Consider the following 21,661-nt stretch of genomic DNA (forward strand, 5'->3'; position numbering starts at 1 on the left):
ATTTTTTTTTAATTAACTATTTTTATCGATTTTATCATGATCTTGCCTCTGTCTCACATTTATTTGAAATGACTATATCAATTCTGTTCCGCATCGGATGTAGATGGCATTTTAATTACTAAATCTCCTATCATTACTTCTGCTTCCATAAAAGCTTGGGTTAAAACCTTCACAGAACTTTCACCTTCACGAAATCTAATTGTTTCGGCTTTTAAGTGTCTTTGGGCTTGACGAAATCCATTACCTTTTCGTCCAACGCCTGTCGTCTCAATGATAGCCACTGAAGCTGCGCTTAGTCCAGCAAAAACTTTTGTCCTGAAGCTTCCTAGTTCGTCGATAAAGGTAGCGACAATTATTGATGAGAGTACCGAAGTCACTCCTAAAATGACAGAAATAGAGTGCAATATTACGGCTGATCGATGCCATCTATTGGTTTGACTTTCCATTTCTTCAAGCAGTTCTTGTGTCATACATTTAACTATTGATATAATTGTCGTTATGGGGGAAAGGGCGATCACACCTGCAACCTAGATTTCCCGTTATTTGGTGATTAAAGTTAGGATAGATGAAACTCTACCCTAACCAACAATATCTACAGTCCCCAGTCCACAACTAACAAGCGCGGATCGTACTTGCGGAGCAATTCCACAAGTTTTTTCAAATCATCAATTGTAGTAGCACATACGCAGCCTTCACTACCCGCACTTATACCACTTTGAATCCAGTTCCAATCTGCATGAAAGCCGAAGGCATCTCGACAACCAATCTCATTTAGCCGACAACTTTCATAACGCTCTTTCGATTTAACAAGAGGTACCCATACAGGTCCGAGTCCATTTCCATTTATCGGGTGTGCAGCGTGGTAATTGTCTTTGCCACCTGCCCAATCGATATCCGAAATATAGTAATTGTCTTGTGGAATAGGTGCCAGATTGCCCGGTTTACTTTCAGGATCGTCCCACATTAAAAATCTCTGAGCAGCCGGTACACCAGAAATAACGTCTAATGAATCAACAACTACATTCCCTTGAGGATTTACGAAGTCGAGTTTGCACAATTTAAGTCCTTCGTAGGCTTCTCCTCGCGTGCGTGTGAGACGGCAGTATACACCCCCATCTATTCCAGATGAATTGACAGATATCTCTTTACGCGCGCGCTTGAGAGCATTCTCTATAGCCCTCCTCGTTTCTGGACCTACCTTTCCATCAACTCGGCTGAGAACTTCGCGGGTTTGAAAAAGCTTGACTGCACTATCAGTAATGTCAGTAAATTCGTTAGGTTGAGAACCCAAACGCAGAAATTTGAGTCCCGCTAAAGCGCAGTTGAGAATGTAACAATCTTCTCCAACAAGTCCTTTTTCTAGGGTACGATCGAACAGTAACGGTACGGGAGCAGGTTTATAAGGCAATATTCGCTTCGGCGGTTGAGCCAAATCTGCTGGCTTTATCACAAAGCCTATTGCTAGATCTAAACCTAAAAAACCATCGCGCCGAAATAAAGCTTCTTCGTCGTTTCGACGATTTATCAATCCCTGCAGAGGTCTTTTTGTGCCATTATCTTCACCATGTACCCAACGATAGAACTCCTTGGCTGCTCCTTCATAATTGCCTTTGTTGAGCTCTCGCAATAGAGTTGACTCGCTGAATGCGCCTATGCCGATGTTGTAAGTGAAGGAAACCAAGGCATCAAACATACACTGTTTGAGTTTAAATTTGCACAATCGATCGACATCTTCTGCTTTTTCAGCAATCTCAATTTGCAACCATCGCTCTGCTTTTTCTCGTGTGATAATATCACCCTCTAAAATCGGTCTGTTGAGGTCCAAATCTTCGATCGAGCCATAACCAATTGTCCAAATACCAACAGGGTCTAGGTATGATTGAATCCGTCCGTCAGGAAGCTCTTTATGGAGTCCTTCCCACTTTTTAATAAGTGCAAAGCATTCGTTAGAAGGTTTCATGTTTTTACTTTAGTTTCACAATTTTGAATTAGGTTTAACTTTGAAGTGAATTTATGGTAGCTATCTCCAAAGTTGAGGGAATTAAACAAACACAATTTCAGGAATTTGCATCAATGTGTTTTCACCCCGTATGAGTTCTAGGGCTATCAGTCGGATAAGGGCGTGGTGTATGGTCGCCTATGCGATAAGCCAATGCCTTTTGACTGTTGATTACGATCGATCCTGCTATAAGCGTGGTAGAAGGACCCAAAACGAGAGCTGCAAACATGAGCGCAAGAAACCGTTTCATAAAATTTGTTCTCCTGGATGGGAAGTTTTTGAAGCTTTACAGGGAGTTAGAAATCTATTTTCAACCCCTTGTAATTCGCCTAGGTGATTGGTATCAGTGGCGATAATTTAATGAAACAGGAGTGCTGACTGAGTTCAAGACTGAGAATGACTGAGTTAGGCTGACTTTTGAGCGACTTCATCTACAATGTGACTAGATTAAAAATTTGATATGCCACGATCGCTCAAAGTTCGCCCGGATTGCATAGGATTGGTCAAGTCATCGGTTAGGCGCAACGGCTTTCTCAGCCAGCAAGCGCTAGCCGAGGAGCTGGGTTTAGCTCGTTCTACCGTTGTCAATTTTTTGACGGGAAAACCAGTCGATCGCGCAGTTTTTGAAGAAATCTGTCGGAGGCTATCCGTAGACAGTCAAGCGATCGCCGAGATGGATTTTTATGCTTCAGCAACCGTTAGCCCGCAGCCAAGTAGAGATGCTGTTAAAAGATCTAGAGACTTAAGAGGTGCGCCCGATATCTCCGTTTTCTTCGGCAGAGAACGGGAGTTAGAAACGCTAACACAGTGGATACTTCAGGAAGAGTGCAAGCTAGTTGCGGTGTTTGGGGTGGGAGGAATTGGCAAGACAACTTTGTCCGTCAAATTAACCAGCCAGATCGAAGAAAGCTTCGATCGCGTAATCTGGCGATCGCTGCGAAATGCCCCGCCCTTAGACGATCTCCTGGTCGATTTGATTCAGTTTCTCAGTCCCACCCCTATTGCTAAATTACCTGAAACATTGGACGGGCAAATTTTAAATCTACTGGACTGCTTGCAGCAGCGGTGTTTATTAGTTCTAGACAACTGCGAGACAATCCTTCTTGAAGGAACTCAAGCAGGAGAGTATAGAAGTGGGTATGAAAGCTACGGATCGCTACTGAAATGTATTGGAGAAACACAGCATCAAAGTTGTGCGATCCTGACTAGCCGAGAAAAGCCTGCTGAGTTAGTTCAGCTAGAAGGGCCCAAATCTCCCGTGCGATCGCTGCGGCTTAACGGTTTAAGTCAAGTAGAAGGATATAGAGTTTTTGAAGTCAAAGGCTACTCTGGTTCAGCAGCCGAATTAAGTCCCCTGATTGGACGGTACGGAGGCAATCCATTGGCACTGAACGTTATTGCCACAACCCTTCAGGAATTTTTTGATGGCAATGTTGCTGAATTACTCAGACAAGACATCCTTCTCTTTGGAGATATCTGGAAACTGTTGAGCGAACAGTTCGATCGCTTGACCGATTTAGAAAAACAGATCGTGTATTGGTTGGCGGTTGAACGCGATTGGACACCGCTAGGCGATCTGCGCGAAAACCTTTTCCCGACAGCGATCGCCCGAGAGCTACTGGAAGCACTAGATTCACTGCAACGTCGTTCTCTAATTGAAAAACGATCGGGCTATTTCACCCTGCAACCCGTAGTGATGGAATATGTCACGAATCAACTGCTAGAACGAGTTTTTCAAGAAATTAAAACAGGTCGGTTATTACTGCTTAATAAAGTTGCTTTAATCAAAGCTCAGGCAAAGGATTTTATCAGAGAATCGCAAACACGATTGATTCTTGACCCCCTCATTAAAGAACTACAAAAACATTTCCGAACCGAAGCATCTCTGCGCCAGCGATTGGATACTTTGTTACAAGTGGTACGGCGCGAAGAAGAACTGAAACTCGGCTACGCAGCAGGGAACTTGCTCAATCTCTATCGTTTTCTCAACTTGAACCTTTCGGGATATGACTTTTCTAACTTAGTGATTCGCCAAGCTTTTCTGCAAGAAATTGAGTTGCACGATGTCAACTTTTCGCACTCTGAGTTCATCGATTCGCCATTTAATCAAACCTTCGGAGGCATCCTTTCCATCCAGTTCAGCCCAGACGGGCAAACATTAGCTACAAGCAGCACGAATTGCGAAATTCAAATATGGCAAGTCACAGATAGGCAGCATCTTCTGACATTGCAAGGTCACACAAACTGGGTGCGAAACATTGCGTTCGATCGAACAGGTGAACTACTCGCTAGCGCCAGCGATGATGGCACCGTGAAAATTTGGGATTTACAAAAAGGAATCTGTCAGCGTACTCTTCGCGGACATGGCGATAGCGCCTACGGCGTTACGTTTAGTGCTGACGGACAAGTTATTGCTAGCAGCAGCGCAGATTGCTCCATTCGATTGTGGAATGTTACTGATGGAACCTATCTGGGTATTTTGGAAGGACATGGCGCCCCTGTCATCGCTGCTAATTTCAGTCCCTGCGGCAGTCTTATCGCCAGTGGAAGTTTTGACAAAACGATTCGCATTTGGGATTTTAAAACAGGGCAACGTTTGCATATTCTAACCGAACATACCAACTGCGTAACGGGCTTAAACTTTAGCCCTGACGGACTGTGGTTAGCCAGCCCGAGTTTCGATCGCACCATCCGGATCTGGCGCGTTTCCGATTGGCAATGCGTCAGAGTTTTAGAGGGGCATACGAATTGGGTTTGGGGGATAAATTGGAGTCCTGACGGACAATTACTTGTAAGCTTTAGTGCAGACTGTACTGCAAAAATTTGGGATGTTACTGCGGGTGAGTGCTTGCGTTCTTTAGGCGGGCATCAGATCCAGGTTTGGAGGGCAGTCTTTAGTCCCGATGGAGAAACCATAGCTACGGGCAGCGAGGATCAGACGATCGCATTTTGGGAGATTAAAACTGGGCATCGATTAACAACAATAACAGGGTACTCCAATTGGGTACGACCTTTGTCCCTCAGTGCAGACGGTCAGTTTTTTGCTACTGGACATAAGGATAAAACATTGCGGATTTGGAATTGTGTCGATCGCCAATGCTTGCAGGAATTGAAAGCCCATGCAACCGGCATTGCATCGCTAGCTTTTCATGCCAATAACGAGTTACTCGCCAGTGGCGGACAGGATGCGATTGTTAAAGTTTGGAACTGGCGGCAGCAGAAATGTGTAGCTGTCTTGAAAGGGCATCGAGATGAAGTCTGGGGACTGGCGTTCAGTCCGGGTGGAGAAATTCTCGCTAGCAGCAGCTTCGATCGAACCATTAAACTGTGGCGATGGCACGATCAAACTTGTTTTGCTACTTTAACCGGACATCGCGATCGCATCCCTGCACTTGCTTTTCATCCCAGCGGCAGCACGCTTGCCACTGGCAGTGATGACTCTACAATTAAGTTTTGGAATGTTTCCACAGGAGAGTGCTGCGCCACCCTAACGGGACATAACGGACGAGTGGGAACGCTTTCCTTTAACCCCAAAGGCGATCGACTCGTTAGCGCTAGCCTAGATCGAACGCTAAAAATTTGGGATGTTCAAACCGGAATATGCCTTCAAACCCTGCAAGGACATCAAGGATGGGTTTTTAGTGCGGTGTTTTTCTCTGACAATAAAACCGTTGCCAGTGCTAGTTCCGATCGATCCCTTAAAGTTTGGAACAGTCAAACAGGAGAATGCTTGAAGACTTTAGAAGGGCATACCAATTGGGTCTGGACTGTTGCAGTTAGTCCTGACGGTCGCCAATTAATTAGTACCAGTGAAGATGAATCCATCCGGATTTGGGATTTGCCAACTGAAACTTGTTTGGCAGTGCTAAAATCCAAACGTCCCTATGAAGGAATGCAAATCGCTGCAATCGGGGGCTTGACTTTAGCACAGGAAGCAAACTTGAGAGAACTCGGAGCAATATGAAGCCACAACAAGCACGATTCATTGGCGAACCTTGTAGGAAAAACTTTATACCTCGATCTGCAATTAAAGCTAATCGAGATGAAATTACAGATTTGGAGTTGTTCGTTCGAGAGTATGTCAAGAACGATCGAGAAGATTGGGAACTCGCTGCTGAGGGAGATGCAGTTAAACTACCTGCGGGATTGCACGGTTATGTTTTCGTTGTGGGTGCTTTGTTTCAAGCTGACGATCGACCTCAAGAAGATGGTACAGCAGTATTCACGGGCGATGGCATGATGTATCGTTTGGGCTTTGAGCGCGATCGAGCAATTCTCAAAACCCGAATTGCCAAAACGCCCTGCTACTACGCCGATCTTGCCCTTACTCCAGCCAGCGATCGCGCCCTCTGGCAGCCTGAAACTGCATTTTCCAAAAAATATAGTCTCTGGTCTTACTTTGCAGCTTTTCGGAATGGAGGACCCAGCCGGTTTAGCTTCTTTTTGGGAGGTAGGAATCAACTCAATACGGCGTTTCTGCGAGTTGGCGATCGCTTAATTATCACGATCGATGCAGGTCGTCCCTATGAAATCGATCCTGATTCGTTAGAACTGATTGCCCCCATTGGATCGACCGATCGGTGGATAGGCATCTTGCCAATTGTTTCTCAACTTATTTCTTCAGTATTTCGCAGCTATCCGTTTGACGTATACATTAATTCCGCCCATCCTGTTGTTGACTTCACCCAAACAGATAAAACCGCAGAACCTGAAGTTGGTATCTTTACGACTAACTACTCAACAGGATACAACGGGCTATATCGAAAACCCATTAATTGGATATTTGACCAACTCAATCGATTTCTTAAAAGTGGAGTGAATGCTAACGAACAGTTCGGACGATTCACTGACTTAATTTACTACCGCTTTCCGAGTGAAGGCTCGAAGTCAGATGATGAAGTAGATTTATATAACGATCGATCTGGAAAATCTCAAGAACCCAGATTCAAGCGCTGGCGTTTAGTTCTTGCAGATGGTCCGCAAAAAGGTCAACCTGCGATCGTCGAACAGTCTCTGCATCAAATTGCCATTACAGAACGCTTCATTATCCTTGCTGATATTGCATTCAAGATGGAGTTTTCTCAAATCTTTTCACCTTTCTTTTTGGGATTCCTAAAAAAATATTTTTTCCGACAATTATGGGCGCTAGGCGCAGGTCTTCGCGCAAAATTTCTGCGGGATATTCTGCCTTTACCTCAAGGAATTTTGTATGTTGTCAAGCGGGAAGATTTAGAAAGTTCTCCCTATTTTGTTTGTGGGGATAAAAGCGCAGATGAACAAGAGGAAAATCAGCCACCTTCACCTCTACCCGCAAAGCAAATCATTTTGCCCTACGAGATTTCCCATTTTGCTGCTGATTACAGCAATCCCGATGGAAAAATTACCCTTCATGTCGGACATCCTAACGGTTGGGATGTAACTCAGTGGATTACAAAGTACGATCTTTTCGTTCCAGGAAAACCCTGTTTTCGCTCCGATTTAGAAGGAATACAGGTGGGTACGACCGACCTGGGAGCCTTAGCAAAGTATGTCATTGATGGCGACAACGGTGAAATTGAAACAATGCAAGTTCTTCGGGATACTGAAGCAACGTGGTCTCCTTCAATTTATACCCATAGCGAACTTTGCCGGGATGATATTAATAACTCAGAAACGCAAGTTAAAAACATCTACTGGATTACTTGGGGATTCAGTTGGGAGTTAGTTCCACAGCAAATTTATGATGCTTATAAATCAAGAGAATATAGAGCGATTCCGATCGAGAATCTTCCTAATCGAGATAAGCCCCTGACTTTACTGCGAATCGATACTAAAACAATGAGTATTGCAGACGCCTTCCAGTTTCCATCAGGATATTTTGCCTCCTCACCTCAATTCGTTCCTAGTTCTGAACCATTAAACGGGAACGATCCATCCACACACGGCTTCATCGTTTGTACTGTTCTATCCGACGATCCAAATAACGAGACCAAAGCTTGTGATGAATTTTGGGTATTTCATGCCGACAGCTTTCAAAAACCCATTTATCGTTTAAGTGCTCCCCCCGATCGAAAGCCACTCAACTTGGCACTAACGCTACATACAACCTGGATGAAGGAGATTCGTAGCGATCGCCAACGAGAACGGTATGCCGATCGCAGCGTTCGCCAACATCTACGCAGAAAATCCGTTCGCAAAGACTACGAATCTCGTTTGGAGAAAGCTAACAGCATTGTTTTTGAGTTATTCAACGACATTGTTTATGATTATTTTGTTGAGCAAATTGAAGAACTAAAGGCAACAGAGCTTTTGCAACAAAAAGACTATAAGATTAACCCTTTATCGAGCGTCCAGGATATTATATCAAATCCGGTGTCACCGGAATGATTAAACCCCAGAGTGTACCGATTCTCCAGAAAAGAGAGATGAATCATTCCGATACTAACGGATTTGGTGTGATATAATTGCTAATTGCGATGACCGCGTTAAGTAATTACTATGCAACCGGATTAGATGAGCTTGCCCTCAACTTTTAATAAACTCCCGGAATTAATTTGTTGACTCGTTGGCGGTATTCAGAATACTCGGAATATTTTTCACTCAGCCAAGCTTCTTCGCGACTGGCTTTGATGTCGAAAAAAATCAGTAAAATTGCAGTAGCTATTAAGTGCGATAGGCTAAGTTGAAAAATTGTCCAAGCGAAAGCTGCTAAAATTAACCCGCCGTACAACGGATGCCGCACTATTCCGTAAATGCCTGTTTGGACTAATTCTCCGTTTTCTATGGGATACGGTAAAGGTGTGAGATTTTTTCCTAAGTCTATCAATCCTTTGATGATTAAAATTAATCCGCCTAAGCCGAGAATACTTGCTACACTCCAAGTAAGAGCAAGTAATTGAGTTGATTGAATTTTTAATCCTTGCAGTTGATAAACTGGTAAGATTGCAAATCCTGTGAGCAATCCTCCTTGAAGCAAAACTAAATATTCGCCTCGGCTGTTATTGCGCCAGCCTTCGCGCGTGAAGCCCCAGTCTGTTAAAATTTTCATAATTGAAGGAAGAAGGAAGTTCGGCAACGGATTCTGTAACGGATGTAACGGATAGAAGGAAGAGGAAAGAGGGGAGAGGGCAGAAGGAAGAGGGGAGAAGAAAGTGAACTGTAGGTTGGGTAGAGTGAAGTAAAACCCAACCTACGGCGAACAGCGAACAGTCAACTGTCAACTGTCAACTGTCAACAATTAACAAATTTATTCTCGCCAAGGACGTGTCATTAGTTCTAATTGATTGACTTCATCTTCGCTCAAATTCCAGCCTAATGCACCTGCATTTTCTTGGGCTTGTTTGGCGGTTTTGGCGCCGGGAATGGGGATGACTCCGTTTTGGCATATCAACCAGTTTAGGGCAACTTGGGCGGGAGTTCGATCGCGCTTTCTGCCCATTTTCCGCAGGGTAGACATGACTAATTCAATTTTTTCGATGCCGCTTTTGCTGAAGCGGGAGTCCATTTTGCGGGCTCCTGTAGGTGGTTCTTGGGCTGTGTATTTGCCGGTAAGCAATCCTTGGGCTAAGGGGCTGTAAGCTAAAATTGTGACGCCCAATTCGCGCGCTGCACTCACAATTCCTTGTTTTTCTACTTGCCGCGACAGCAAGGAGTACCGGACTTGATTTGTTGCTAGGGGAACGCCTCTTGCTGCTAGTATTTTGTGGGCTTGGCGCATCTGTTCTACTGAATAGTTGCTGACTCCTACTGCTTGAATTCTGCCTTGTTTGACTTCATCGGCTAAGGCGTTCATCAGGGTTTCTTGACTGAGTAAAAAAGTGAAGGGCCAGTGCACTTGGTAGAGGGCTATTTGTTCTACTTGCAAGCGTTTTAAGCTGGCACTCAAGGCTTCGGAAACAGATTTTCCTGTAATCCGCCAAGGTACGGGGCCGAATTTGGTGGCTATTTGCACGGGCTGGGTGGTTTTTTTGATAAACTGCCCCAGCAATTCTTCTGACAAGCCGTTACCGTAGACTTCGGCTGTGTCGAAGAAGTTGACTCCGCTGTCTAGGGATGTTTTGAATGCTGCTTCGACTTCGGCGGCGCCGTAGTTGCTGCCGTAGTTCCAAAATAGTTTGTCGCCCCAAGCCCAAGTTCCGACGCACAGGGGAATGACGGCTGGGCCGTTTTGTCCTAGGGTAATGGTTGTCACGGTTGGTAAATCCACAATTCTTTATTCTCTATTATTTTTCTATAAATAGTCGCGATCGAGCTTCTAGCCGAGGGAGGAAAGGCGGCGGGTGGCGATATCTCAGTTACTATAAATGCAAATGATGTGTTTATTTGAGTAGTTATGTCGATCGACCGTTTGCCAGATTCAAGATTAACAGATTCCGCGACTCCTGCTATCAAGAGAGTTACCCTGCTGACTATGTTCCGGTTGGGTTTGTTTCAGATGGGATTGGGCATGATGTCGATTTTGACCCTGGGGGTGCTCAATCGCGTCATGATTAAAGAGTTGGCGATTCCCGCTACTGTGGTGGCTGGTACGCTGGCTATGCACCAGTTTGTGGCGCCGGCTAGGGTGTGGTTCGGGCAAATGTCTGATGCTAAGCCTTTGTTTGGCCATCACCGCACGGGTTATGTGTGGATGGGCGGGGTTTTGTTTGTGATTTCTGCTTTTTTGGCGGTGCAGGTGATGTGGCGCTTGGGTAGCAGTTTGGAGGCTGTGGGGTGGACTACTCCTACTTACGGTTGGGTGGGTTTGTTGGGTTTGATTTTTGCGCTTTACGGTATTGCTATTTGTTCGAGTTCGACTCCTTTTGCTGCTTTGTTGGTGGATGTTTCCGATGAGGAGGATCGATCGAAGTTGGTGGGTGTGGTGTGGTCGATGCTGATGGTTGGTATTATTATCGGGGCGATTGTTAGCAGCGGTTTGCTGAAGCAAATTGATGGGGATGTGCCACGGGAAGTGTTGCAGGCTTCGATTAATGGTTTGTTTGTGAAGGTGCCGGCGCTGGTTTTGCTGTTGGTGGGGATTGCGACATTTGGGGTTGAGAAAAAGTATTCGCGGTACGGGGTGCGATCGATCGCAGTGAATCGAGAAGATAAAATTACTCTGGGAAGTGCGCTGCGGATTTTGACTGCTAGCCGCCAAACCGGTTTGTTTTTTACTTTCCTGCTGATTATGACAATTTGTTTGTTTATGCAGGATGCGGTTTTGGAACCTTACGGCGGGGAAATTTTTAAGATGTCGATTTCGGAAACTACGCGGTTGAATGCGATTTACGGTACTGGTACTCTGATCGGTTTGGGTACTACTGGTTTTTTTATTGTGCCCCGAATTGGCAAGCAAAATACGATTAGGTTGGGCTGTTTGTCGGTGGCGACTTGTTTAGGTTTGATTATTTTATCGGGATTCACAGGAAATCCAATTGTGTTTAAATCGGCTTTAATGTTGTTTGGTTTAGCTTCGGGTATTACGACGACTGGTGCGCTGAGTTTGATGTTGGATTTGACTGCTGCGGAAACTGCTGGGACTTTTATTGGTGCTTGGGGTTTGTCGCAGGCGATGGCGCGGGGTGTGGCGACGATTAGTGGCGGTGCTATTTTGGATTTGGGCAGAAATTTGTTTGGGGTGCCGATGTTGGCTTATGGGTTGGTGTTTGCTGTGCCTGCGGTGGGTATGATTCTGGCTGTTTGGCTGTTGGGTAGGGTGGATGTTCGGGAGTTTCAGGATAATGCTAAAAGTGCGATCGCCACTATTCTTGAAAATGAATTAGACTGAGGTTTTGTCAGTTGGCAGGTGTCAGTCGTCAGTTGGGCTGTGGCAGTTGTTAGTTCCAATATTCAATAACCAATAACTAATAACCAATCACTAATGACTAATTTTTGGGATTCTATTTTAAGTTTTGCACGGGTTACTGTCGAGAGAGTCGGACAGCAGTTGTTGCAAGATTTCGGTTCCGCGCAAGCGGATGAAAAGGATGACGGCAGTTTGGTTACGAAATCCGATAATTGGGCGGATGCAGAGATTAGAAGTGCGATCGCATCTGCTTTTCCTAGTCACGGGATTTTAAGTGAGGAGGGCGAACACGTTTTCCCCGATACTGAATGGTGTTGGGTTGTTGATCCTTTGGATGCAACAACTAATTTTGCTAGGGGAATTCCGATTTGGGGTATTTCTTTGGGTTTGTTGTATCGTGGAACTCCGGTTTTTGGCTACGTGCATTTGCCGCCAATTAATCAGTCTTTTTACGGTTTTTTTGCACCTGATTTTGCGGGCGGCGTGTTTGACAATATGCCTCAAGGTGCGTTTTTAAACGGGCAGCAAATTCGGCCGACTGCTGATAAAATGAGTGGCAATCATTTTTTTAATTTGTGTTCGCGGAGTGTGGGAATCGGGCCTCATCTTCCGAGTAAAGTTCGGATGTTGGGCATGGCTAGTTACAATTTTTTGACCGTGGCTTCGGGTGTGGCTATGGGAGGGGTGGAAGCGACTCCAAAAGTTTGGGATATTGCGGGGAGTTGGGTAATTGTGAAGGCTGCGGGTGCGGTTTGGTTGCCTCTGGAATCCCAGGGGATTTTTCCGCTGGAAGTGGGGAAGAATTACGGCAGGATTTCTTATCCGACTTTGGTGATGAACCGGCAGGAGTTGGTATCGGTGTTTTTGCCGTTTGTGGAGGCTTGGAAGAAGAAAAAAATGGGGTAATTTAGGTGAAGCGAAGCTATGCCGTAGGAAATCGAACAATTATTAAATAAAACGGCAGGGCAGGCGTGACGGAGGAGTCTCCCACGCCTGCCGTGCTGTTTGGAAGAAATATACCGACCGATGACCGATGGTTCAAGTATGCCTACTCTCGTCTATTTCTGCCAATCTGCGATCGGGTGGTTTTGTTTTACGTCGATCGGGTGATGCGGTTTCGGTACAATTTGTGGTAATTTTTGAACTCGCTATTATATCTGAGAAATAAAATTATACCCGTTTTCAAGTAGAGGCACAAGGGAAAATAGATTTACTGCGGTGTTGGAAAAAGTAGATGAGTGGTATGGCTAGGTCGAAGAGTTAGCCTGTGGGAAGATACAAGGATAAACTTTGGAAGCAACTCGGAAAAGTCTGCGGTTGGCGATCGAACTTGATGCAGCCAGCGAAATAACAGATACTAGGATAGGGACACAACATTGCTGTGTCCCTACTGCCAAATGAATTTATTGCTTCAGGCGATTAATTTCGACAGCACATTAGACAACTTAGCACCTAGATTCTCAACAGCGTCCTGCTGTTTGGCATCTTTCATCGTACCGTCAGCATTAAATGCTTCAAAAGCTTGGGGAATTGCTTTCTGATCCGGGAGCACCAATACGTTAATATTCCCCAAGATCGATCGCAAATGAACCAATCCCCGCAAACCGCCCATTCCCCCTGGGGAAGCACTCATAATTACCGCTACTTTGCCAGTAAATGCGACCAATCCCGGTTCACCCGGTGCTGGGCGTGATACCCAATCGATCGCATTTTTCAACACAGGCGTAATTGAACTGTTATACTCAGGGGAAGCTATCAAAAACCCGTCATGCGCTACCATCAATTCCTTCAATTTACCGGCGTTTTCTGGCATTCCCTCTCTTGCTTCCAAATCTTCGTCAAATAGCGGCATCGGCAAATCGCGCAAATCTACATAAGTAACTTCTGCGCCCGCCGCAGTAGCCCCAGCCGCCGCAACTTTTACCAGCAGTTTGTTATATGATCCTTCACGGGTACTTCCGGCAAATGCAAGTATTTTTGGTCTGTTTGTCATTGATTTTTTCCTAATTATTGCTTCCGCGTATAATTGTACTATTCAGAGTGATTCCAAACAAAGTCAGCAATGGGTCTATCTGCCGACAAAACAGGATTGTCACTGGAATTCAGTAAAACCGATCGCACTTTTACATTCCCGACACCCAAACGCCTCTCGACGCGACTGGGAATGCCGTAACCGTAAATAATGTGCCCTTTCCCCGCCAACACCACAACTTGATAGTCGGGGTTTGCTTTGACAAATTCAGCTATTTTTTCCGCCATAGTTTCGTCCCACAAAACTTGGGCTTGCAAGAATCTTTCAAAAGCCGTACTATTTCCCTGTTCTGCCTTTTGGTGTTGCTGGTAAACTTCTAGCAGCAGTTGCCGATATTCGGCGTTGTCGGTGCGAATTTCGGATATTGGCGGAATGTGCTTTTTTTCCTCTGCTGTGAGGCTTTCTAAACCTTGACTGGCAACTTTTCTCGTTACTTCGGATGGTGTATTTAAGGCGAGGACGGGTAGTTGATTTTCTTTGGCAAACCGCAAAATGGGGGCGTAAGATTCCCAGGGAAAGCGCCATCTGCGATCGTACTCTGTTTGCTCGACTAATTGCTGTTCAGTCAGTTTACCTGCTAAGTAATTGTCGATCGCACTTTGAAAGGGACGCTGAAACATTTCCATCGCGATCGCAATTTTCCGATTTTGCCGCTGCATTTCTCGGATAATCCCCAGTTGAGCTTGGTGATCTTCCGCGCTATCGTGGGTTTCTCCCAGATACACAACTTTTGCCTTCACCAACTGTTGCAGAATCTCTTGGTTAGTGTAAGTTTGCCCAGGTTGAGGGTTCGCCATCGTTTGCGCTGTCACTACACTGCTGCACAGCAGAAATATACTCAGCGATAAGGCGCACAGTTTGATGAGTTTGGTTGTTTTCATACAGATATTATGCCGTTTCTCGCAGCAGCAAGCACAGCCGAACTCTACTATTTTAGCTGAGCAGCTAGAAAGCTCAATGCTTAATTTAAGTTCATAATTATCCGTGGTTACTTCTAAAAATGTAAAGTTTAGTTGCAGGTACTTGCGCTTCTAGAATAAGGTGCTAAATTAATAATATGAAGCGAACAAAAAGCTTCTCTGACAGATACAACCTCTAGATACCACAGCGAAGTTCACAATAGAATCTAAGGAGTAAAAACGCTGTTTAATCTCACATCTGTCTCATCAAAAACCAATAGCAGCACCCACCAACAAAGCTGATACTTCCTCAACTAATTAGAGGGGAGCAATGCAACTGAATCCGAGGATTATTGCAACTCCACATCGAAGTTGAAAAAAGAGGAAATCACTCGGTACATATGGCTGGGTGCTGTTGTTGTTAAAGTTGTTGTTAAAAAAGATTTTCGGTTTGTGATGTTTTTTTTTCAGTAGAGGCAGAGCCTCTAGATATGCGTTACCGGGCAGAGCCGGGTAACGAGCATAAAAGGAGAAAAACTAGAAAATTATATTATATCCGGTCGATTACCCCTAATACGGTAGGGGCGGGTTCACGAAAAATATCTGTCAATAATTGACAATCTCAAAAACCCGCCCTTTTAATCGCTCGATAGGACATGATATTACTGGAAAATTGTCTCGTCTTCCTTCCGCCACGCGGGATCGACGATACAAATAAATATTAGCGGCTCTGTGCCACAGTTGTAAATAAACTGCTTGGCGTTTGGGGGAATGTAAACTGCATCTCCGGCTTCCACGAATTGATTCTCCTGGTCAATGTGCATTTCTCCAACGCCGCTGAGGATATAGTAAACTTCAGAAGTTGTCAGGGAGTGCAGCACAGAAGTTTGTCCCGGTGGCAAAGTGGCGTGGGCTAAACTGTAACGCAAATCCACAGCTTGTTTGTCGGGATGCAATAATTCTCGCAGTTGAGTACCGTCGCCAGCAATAAACTCGTCGCAGGCATTTAGCTTTTGAATTAGCATTATTTCCGCACTCCTTAAAATCTCTTTACCACAAGTTAAGTTTAATTGAAAGAGCGAGAGATGTTAAGAAATATGTAAAGCGACGGTCGGATTTTTTAACCGTAAATTCCCGAATGCCCTCGATAATCAGGACAGTCGATCGCATCTTCAGATAAAGCTATTGTCGGCTGAACGGGACACTTGAGGTGGTAGTCGCCGGTGAAAAATACGCAGTTAGCACAAGGGATTTGGTGCATCCGCTGAGCTCGACGCAGGGAGTCGGTGACTGTACGCCCGACACTCAAACACAGCAAAAAAACTAAGCCCCAAGCGGAGACAAAACACAGCGGGACTAAAACAGGCTGTATTGCCTTAAGCAAAAAGTAAAGCATAGCAAGAAAATTCAGCGGTATAAGCCACACATACATTACAGTAGTGGAATTGCCGATCGATCGACCAAAAAGTTTAGAATCCTTTACAGCTCGATCGAGAAACCGGGCAATTATGGCATGATAAGGAACAGTCCTTAAATAAAATTAGAGGAAATCAGTTATGACTCTGCGATTAGGCGATACAGTTCCCAACTTTACCCAAGCTTCCTCTGAAGGCGAAATCAATTTCTACGACTGGGCTGGCGATAGCTGGGTCGTGTTGTTTTCTCACCCGAAAGACTATACTCCAGTGTGCACCACAGAACTCGGTGCAGTGGCCCGTCTAAAGTCGGAATTTGAAAAGCGGGGCGTCAAAACCATTGCCCTCAGCGTCGATGATGTGGATTCTCACATGGGCTGGATTAAAGATATTGAGGAAACTCAAAAAGTCACCCTCAACTATCCGATTTTAGCAGATGGCGATCGTAAAGTCTCCGACATTTACGATATGATCCATCCCAACTCGCTAAACAACTTAACAATCCGCACAGTTTTTGTGATTGACCCACAAAAGAAATTGCGTTTGAGCATTACTTATCCGGCGAGCACTGGTCGGAATTTTAATGAGATTTTGCGAGTAATTGATTCCTTGCAACTTACCGACAAATACAGCGTTGCGACTCCGGTTGATTGGAAAGACGGCGACGATTGCGTAATCGTACCTTCGATTACCGACCCCGCAGAGTTGGCAGAGAAATTTCCTAAAGGCTACACCCCGATTAAGCCTTATTTGCGGATGACTCCTCAGCCGAATAAATAGGTTTAACATTCCTGGACGCAGAACCTAATTATGTAAGGTGTGTACTGCACACCTTACCTCTATAATTCCCGCGTCAAACCAGCTTGTAGTTAGGACTTGAGTCCTTAATTGTAATTCTTGAGGGCTAAAATCCTCACTACCAACAAAGAAACTGTGCAATCTTGTGTAAACACTTTAGATTTGAGGAAAGGCAAAATGGTGTCATCAACAATTGTGTTGCGAATACCGCCCAAATTGCAAATGACAGACGACGAGTTTTTCGAGTTCTGTCAAATCAATAGTGAGTTACGAATTGAACGCAACAAATCGGGAGAATTGCTAATTATGCCCCCTACTGGTTCGGAGACGGGAAACCGAGAAGGTAATATATTTGGGCCCCTGTGGGTTTGGGCAGAACAAAATGGTACTGGTTTAGCGTTTACTTCGAGTACAGGATTTACTCTGTCAACAGGTGCAGAAAGGTCGCCGGATGCTGCTTGGATCAAATTGGAAAGATGGAATGCTTTGTCACCCGAACAAAAGCAAAAGTTTGCCCCTATTTGCCCTGATTTTGTAGTAGAACTCAGGTCGGGTTCTGACAATCTCAAGCCATTGCAAGAAAAAATGCAAGAATATATGAGAGAACCAGGAGTGCAGTTAGGCTGGTTAATTGACCGCAAAAATCGCAGAGTTTATATTTACCGTCCTGGTTTACCAGAGGAATGTTTAGAGAATCCGGCTACAGTCAGCGGCGACCCCGTTTTGCCGGGATTTGTACTCAATATGAGCAAGATTTGGTAGAACTGGTAGCCATAAATATCAACTTATTGTAAAAATCAATAATTAGGATGCAAACACGCAAAAAATATGGATATCAAAAACGGCTTTGTAGGCACAATCGGCAACACACCACTAATTCGCTTAAACAGCTTCAGCGATGAAACAGGCTGCGAAATTCTCGGCAAAGCAGAGTTTCTCAATCCCGGCGGTTCCGTTAAAGATAGGGCTGCTTTATACATCATCAAAGATGCAGAAGAAAAAGGCTGGCTGAAACCGGGCGGCACGGTTGTTGAAGGCACTGCTGGCAATACTGGCATCGGTTTGGCACACATTTGCAACGCTAAAGGTTACAAATGTTTGATTGTGATTCCCGATAACCAATCTCAAGAAAAAATCGATGCTTTGAAAACCTTGGGCGCTGAAGTTCGGACTGTTCCCGCTGTTCCTTACAAAGACCCGAATAATTATGTCAAATTGTCGGGAAGATTGGCTGCGGAAATGGAGAATGCAGTCTGGGCAAATCAGTTTGACAATTTAGCCAATCGCCGAGCTCATTACGAGACAACTGGCCCGGAAATTTGGGAACAAACAAACGGGAAAATTGATGCTTGGGTAACAGCTACTGGTACTGGCGGCACTTTTGCTGGGGTAGGAATGTTTTTGAAAGAAAAAAATCCTGCTGTGAGAATTGTCTTGGCAGACCCGATGGGCAGCGGGCTTTACAGTTATTTCAAAACTGGGGAAATTAAGACTGAAGGGAGTTCGATTACTGAGGGAATTGGCACCACTCGCGTCACTGGAAATATGGAGAATGCCCCGGTAGATGACGCCATCCAAATTCACGATACTGAAGCTGTGCGGGTGATTTACCAACTGCTGAGAAAAGAAGGGCTGTTTATGGGCGGTTCTGTGGGGATTAATGTGGGGGCGGCGGTGGCTTTGGCGAAGCAAATGGGGCCTGGACATACGATTGTTACGGTACTCTGCGACGGTGGGGCTCGATATCAGTCGCGTTTGTTCGATCGACAATGGTTGGCTTCCAAAGGCTTGTCACCAGATTAACCGTAGGGTGCGCTGCGGCGCGCCTTAAAATCTGGGTATATATAAAATTTGGGCGTATATGGCCACACCTATTCCCATGATAAAAAAATATCATAGATGTAGCAGATTGTCAAGTAAAAAAACATGAAAATCACAGAATCTTCTAGGCAAGTTGTTGTTTGCCAAAACCGCACTTGTCGCAAGCAAAATTCAGCAAAGGTACTGGCAGCTTTTCAGAAATTGTCGCCCTCAGAAGTTGAAGTTGTTGCTAGCAGTTGTTTGGGACAGTGCGGCAACGGGCCGATGGTGTTGGTGCTGCCAGAAGAGGTTTGGTACAATGCCGTTTGCCCTGAAGAAGTTGCGGCAATAACTGAGCAACATTTGCGGGGAGGAAAGCCGTTAGATAAGATGCTTTACCGAAAGTTTCACCGACTTTCTAATTAGTCGATCGCCCTCGTTTAAAATTCTTCCGCAAACAATCGGCGGAGAATTTCCGTGACTTCGGCGCAAAATCTGGCGTCGAGTTCGATCGCCAAGCGATCGACACTGGTAGAACCGCCTACAGGTTTTTCTGCCCGCAAACTCATGGCTAAAGTTCTGAGTTTGGCCGGCTTTCCCGCCGCCTTCGGCCGTTCGTCAACAAACCGCACTAAAGCCACATAAACTGTTTCTAGGGTTCCCCTGATCGAGCTGAGTCCGTAACCCAATTTTGAGATAATTACTGGAGAAGTGATCAGGCTATCCATCCCCAAAGTTTTAATTGCTACATCTACATATCGAGCGCTGTCATGTCCCATTGCTCTGACAATGCTTTCTAAGCTGTTCCACTGAGATGCTTTCATGCGCGATCGCTGTTCGATGTGGAAGTGCCATCCTAACATGGAAATCAGCCTGGTTAAATCATAAGCAGATACGGTATTACTTTGTTTGGTACTGTTTAATGCCGCACTTAGCAGCACTTGTTTTTTGGTGAGATCAAAGATTTTGGGGTTGTTGTGATAAGGATTTTCGCCGTAATCGCCGCGAAAAATTAGGTCATTATTGCCAGTAGCGCTCTTCAGCCATTGCTCTAATCCTATGCGAGTATCGAAGCGTTTGAACATTGCAGCTAAGGAGTTTGAACTTGCTATATTTGAGGCATAGCTAATCATGTCTTTTGCTACATCGTAAAAGTAAAAATCGTGTCTTAGCCCGTTGCCATCTCTAACAACGCAGTTGTCAATGTCGCAGTCGGGATATTTGCTATTTATTTGACTGACGATATTAAGGAGTGCGATAATTTTAGTGGCACTCCACTGTTCAGCATTGGTAAGCGCGTTTTTTCCCAGCCACTGTGACTGAATTTTGCCGTCTACAAAAGTACCAATACAAACGCAGGCTTCCTTAATATCTGCGTGCAAAAAATTTAAAGCTTGAGAGTTAATTTGAGGTAGTTCTCCCAGGCTGGGAAACGGGGTAGGTTTGAGGGGATTATTGGGGCCGGGAAGAGAGCTAATTACTTTTAAGCCGTCGGGTTTCTGTTTGAGATAATCGGGATAGTTTTTAATTTCTTGTTGGTAAAGGGATTTTTCAATGCCCCGGTCTAAAAAAGCTAGTTTGTTTATGTTAGCTTGGGCATCTATTTCCATTTGGAGGTAGTTTTTAAAGATGCGCGCTCGGTCTTTTGCGAGTTCGAGGGAGGTGAGGTTCATAATAATAGTTGGCAGCTTGTTACCAATAAGTAAATCACTATACTAGGATTTACGCAAACAAACCGGGTTGCTATGCAAGATTTTGGTTTGAAAAACGAAAAGTTTATGAATAACCGGGTTTCAGACAGTAACTGCGTCCAAGACTATATATCTGAGCTCGCTCCCTACGATCCAGCTTTTTTGCCGCGTACTTGAATGCGTTTGTCGGTTTTTTGTTTCTTAATCCAAGAGACAAATTTCTGGAGTTCTGGGTTATTTTTGAGCTTTTCCAGGGTATTGAGCTCTTGGGCGAGGTGTTTGTTGTCAAATAGAGAGTGAATCTGGCGGTGACAGGCTGAGCAAATGTCGATTGTCGGGCTTGGATCTTCGTTTTTCCGCTTGGTGTTTTGTTTGGGGATGAGGTGATGGGCGGTTAATGCTTCCATTTGTCGATCGCACAATTCGCACTGCATAATTTTCTCAATGCTGCTGGATAGGAGAATTGCTACTTTTAGTTTAGCGCGATCGGCTTTGAGGATGTGAATGAAAGGCGATCGCACTCTCCAAACAATAAAAAAACCCCCAATAGGGGGTCATACAAATCTCTTGTGGCAGAAGCCCAAAAGCCTCTGGGATCACAAAATATACAGTAACAGAAACAAAACAATCCAAATCACATCGACAAAGTGCCAGTAAATTTCAGTCGCTTCGATGCCGAAGTGGTGCTCGCTAGAATAGTGACCTTGCACGCGCGATCGCCACACCACACCGGCCATCAGCAGCACTCCAAACGTAACGTGCAAGCCGTGAAAAGCAGTCAAAACGTAAAAGCAACTGGCATACAAATTCGTCGTCAAGCCAAACTCTAAATGAGTGTACTCGTAAACCTGACCTGCCAAGAAAACTGCGCCCATAGCAATAGTTACGAGCAACCAATTCCGCATTCCGGTGGCATCATTCTTTTTGATTGCAGTATCAGCATTGTGAATCACGAAACTGCTAGCAATCAGAATTACCGTGTTAATTCCCGGCAGCAATAACTCTCGCCCCGGCGTACCTTCAGGAGGCCACGCGGGAGCCATCGCCCGATAAATCAAATAGGCCGCAAACATACCGAAAAATATCATGCCTTCAGCGCACAGGAACACAATTACACCTAACATTCGGTGGTCGGGATGCTCGACACCATGTGCTTCTACTTCGCCCTCGTGGTGGTAATTCAGGGCTGTTTTTGCCGGATCGATCGCTGGAATTTGCATAAGAAATTGGTAATGAAGAAGTCAGTTGTCAGTTGTCAGTTGTC

20 protein-coding genes are annotated in these 21,661 nt (G+C 45.0%); 9 read left to right on the top strand and 11 right to left on the bottom strand.

What is annotated here, in order from left to right; genetic code table 11:
• Positions 1-77 precede the first annotated feature (77 nt).
• Entirely contained in the window at positions 78-470 is a 393-nt protein-coding gene (locus tag QUB37_RS25745; protein WP_333167554.1) for a hypothetical protein, read from the bottom strand.
• Between the two features lie 122 nt (positions 471-592).
• Positions 593-1,960 carry a glycoside hydrolase family protein gene (locus QUB37_RS25750; RefSeq protein ID WP_333167556.1) on the bottom strand — a complete coding sequence of 456 codons (1,368 nt, stop codon included), beginning with the start codon at positions 1,958-1,960 and terminating at the stop codon, positions 593-595.
• Between the two features lie 499 nt (positions 1,961-2,459).
• Between QUB37_RS25750 and QUB37_RS25755 the strand changes: the two genes are divergently transcribed.
• Positions 2,460-5,963, top strand: coding sequence for a WD40 domain-containing protein (locus QUB37_RS25755; protein WP_333167557.1), 3,504 nt, complete (start codon positions 2,460-2,462; stop codon positions 5,961-5,963).
• Positions 5,960-8,365 carry a carotenoid oxygenase family protein gene (locus tag QUB37_RS25760; RefSeq protein ID WP_333167559.1) on the top strand — a complete coding sequence of 802 codons (2,406 nt, stop codon included), beginning with the start codon at positions 5,960-5,962 and terminating at the stop codon, positions 8,363-8,365. The genes QUB37_RS25755 and QUB37_RS25760 overlap by 4 nt, the downstream gene beginning before the upstream one ends.
• Positions 8,366-8,510: 145 nt before the next feature.
• On the opposite strand, the gene QUB37_RS25765 is transcribed toward QUB37_RS25760, so the two are convergent.
• Both QUB37_RS25765 and QUB37_RS25770 read right to left on the bottom strand, forming a co-directional pair.
• Positions 8,511-9,026: an isoprenylcysteine carboxylmethyltransferase family protein gene (locus QUB37_RS25765; RefSeq protein WP_333167561.1), complete on the bottom strand. Its 516-nt coding sequence runs from the start codon at positions 9,024-9,026 to the stop codon at positions 8,511-8,513.
• A 198-nt stretch (positions 9,027-9,224) separates the two neighbouring features.
• Positions 9,225-10,169, bottom strand: a complete 945-nt coding sequence (locus QUB37_RS25770; protein ID WP_333167599.1) for an aldo/keto reductase — start codon at positions 10,167-10,169, stop codon at positions 9,225-9,227.
• A 141-nt stretch (positions 10,170-10,310) separates the two neighbouring features.
• Between QUB37_RS25770 and QUB37_RS25775 the strand changes: the two genes are divergently transcribed.
• The 3 genes from QUB37_RS25775 to QUB37_RS25785 all read left to right on the top strand — a co-directional run bounded on the left by QUB37_RS25775 (position 10,311) and on the right by QUB37_RS25785 (position 12,898).
• Complete coding sequence (locus QUB37_RS25775; protein WP_333167563.1) at positions 10,311-11,744, top strand: BCD family MFS transporter; 1,434 nt, start codon at positions 10,311-10,313, stop codon at positions 11,742-11,744.
• A 93-nt stretch (positions 11,745-11,837) separates the two neighbouring features.
• Positions 11,838-12,668: an inositol monophosphatase family protein gene (locus QUB37_RS25780; RefSeq protein WP_333167565.1), complete on the top strand. Its 831-nt coding sequence runs from the start codon at positions 11,838-11,840 to the stop codon at positions 12,666-12,668.
• A 65-nt stretch (positions 12,669-12,733) separates the two neighbouring features.
• Positions 12,734-12,898 (top strand): hypothetical protein, encoded by a 165-nt coding sequence (locus QUB37_RS25785; RefSeq protein WP_333167567.1) that lies wholly within the window; start codon positions 12,734-12,736, stop codon positions 12,896-12,898.
• 275 nt (positions 12,899-13,173) lie between these two features.
• On the opposite strand, the gene QUB37_RS25790 is transcribed toward QUB37_RS25785, so the two are convergent.
• The 4 genes from QUB37_RS25790 to QUB37_RS25805 form a co-directional block, all read right to left on the bottom strand.
• The gene (locus tag QUB37_RS25790; protein ID WP_333167569.1) at positions 13,174-13,755 is read right to left on the bottom strand and encodes an NAD(P)H-dependent oxidoreductase; all 582 of its coding nucleotides are present in this window, start codon (positions 13,753-13,755) and stop codon (positions 13,174-13,176) included.
• Between the two features lie 38 nt (positions 13,756-13,793).
• On the bottom strand, positions 13,794-14,675 hold the full coding sequence (locus QUB37_RS25795) for a ChaN family lipoprotein (RefSeq protein ID WP_333167571.1): 882 nt from the start codon (positions 14,673-14,675) through the stop codon (positions 13,794-13,796).
• A 680-nt stretch (positions 14,676-15,355) separates the two neighbouring features.
• The gene (locus QUB37_RS25800) at positions 15,356-15,718 is read right to left on the bottom strand and encodes a cupin domain-containing protein (protein WP_333167573.1); all 363 of its coding nucleotides are present in this window, start codon (positions 15,716-15,718) and stop codon (positions 15,356-15,358) included.
• 95 nt (positions 15,719-15,813) lie between these two features.
• Positions 15,814-16,089, bottom strand: a complete 276-nt coding sequence (locus QUB37_RS25805; protein ID WP_006632617.1) for a hypothetical protein — start codon at positions 16,087-16,089, stop codon at positions 15,814-15,816.
• A 160-nt stretch (positions 16,090-16,249) separates the two neighbouring features.
• On the opposite strand from QUB37_RS25805, the gene QUB37_RS25810 reads away from it, so the two are divergent.
• The 4 genes from QUB37_RS25810 (at position 16,250) to QUB37_RS25825 (ending at position 19,132) form a co-directional block, all read left to right on the top strand.
• The gene (locus QUB37_RS25810; protein ID WP_333145723.1) at positions 16,250-16,888 is read left to right on the top strand and encodes a peroxiredoxin; all 639 of its coding nucleotides are present in this window, start codon (positions 16,250-16,252) and stop codon (positions 16,886-16,888) included.
• Between the two features lie 195 nt (positions 16,889-17,083).
• On the top strand, positions 17,084-17,668 hold the full coding sequence (locus QUB37_RS25815) for a Uma2 family endonuclease (protein WP_333167577.1): 585 nt from the start codon (positions 17,084-17,086) through the stop codon (positions 17,666-17,668).
• Between the two features lie 66 nt (positions 17,669-17,734).
• Positions 17,735-18,709, top strand: a complete 975-nt coding sequence (locus QUB37_RS25820) for a cysteine synthase A (protein WP_333167579.1) — start codon at positions 17,735-17,737, stop codon at positions 18,707-18,709.
• 123 nt (positions 18,710-18,832) lie between these two features.
• Positions 18,833-19,132 carry a (2Fe-2S) ferredoxin domain-containing protein gene (locus QUB37_RS25825; RefSeq protein WP_333167581.1) on the top strand — a complete coding sequence of 100 codons (300 nt, stop codon included), beginning with the start codon at positions 18,833-18,835 and terminating at the stop codon, positions 19,130-19,132.
• Between the two features lie 14 nt (positions 19,133-19,146).
• On the opposite strand, the gene QUB37_RS25830 is transcribed toward QUB37_RS25825, so the two are convergent.
• From QUB37_RS25830 to QUB37_RS25840, 3 genes are all read right to left on the bottom strand, one after another.
• Positions 19,147-20,379 (bottom strand): hypothetical protein, encoded by a 1,233-nt coding sequence (locus tag QUB37_RS25830; protein WP_333167583.1) that lies wholly within the window; start codon positions 20,377-20,379, stop codon positions 19,147-19,149.
• Between the two features lie 164 nt (positions 20,380-20,543).
• Positions 20,544-20,918 carry an HNH endonuclease gene (locus QUB37_RS25835; RefSeq protein ID WP_333167585.1) on the bottom strand — a complete coding sequence of 125 codons (375 nt, stop codon included), beginning with the start codon at positions 20,916-20,918 and terminating at the stop codon, positions 20,544-20,546.
• Positions 20,919-20,993: 75 nt separating this feature from the next.
• Entirely contained in the window at positions 20,994-21,617 is a 624-nt protein-coding gene (locus QUB37_RS25840; RefSeq protein WP_333167587.1) for a heme-copper oxidase subunit III, read from the bottom strand.
• Positions 21,618-21,661: the final 44 nt, after the last annotated feature.

This window comes from Microcoleus sp. AT3-A2 (assembly GCF_036705685.1).
Classification (GTDB): Bacteria; Cyanobacteriota; Cyanobacteriia; order Cyanobacteriales; family Microcoleaceae; genus Microcoleus.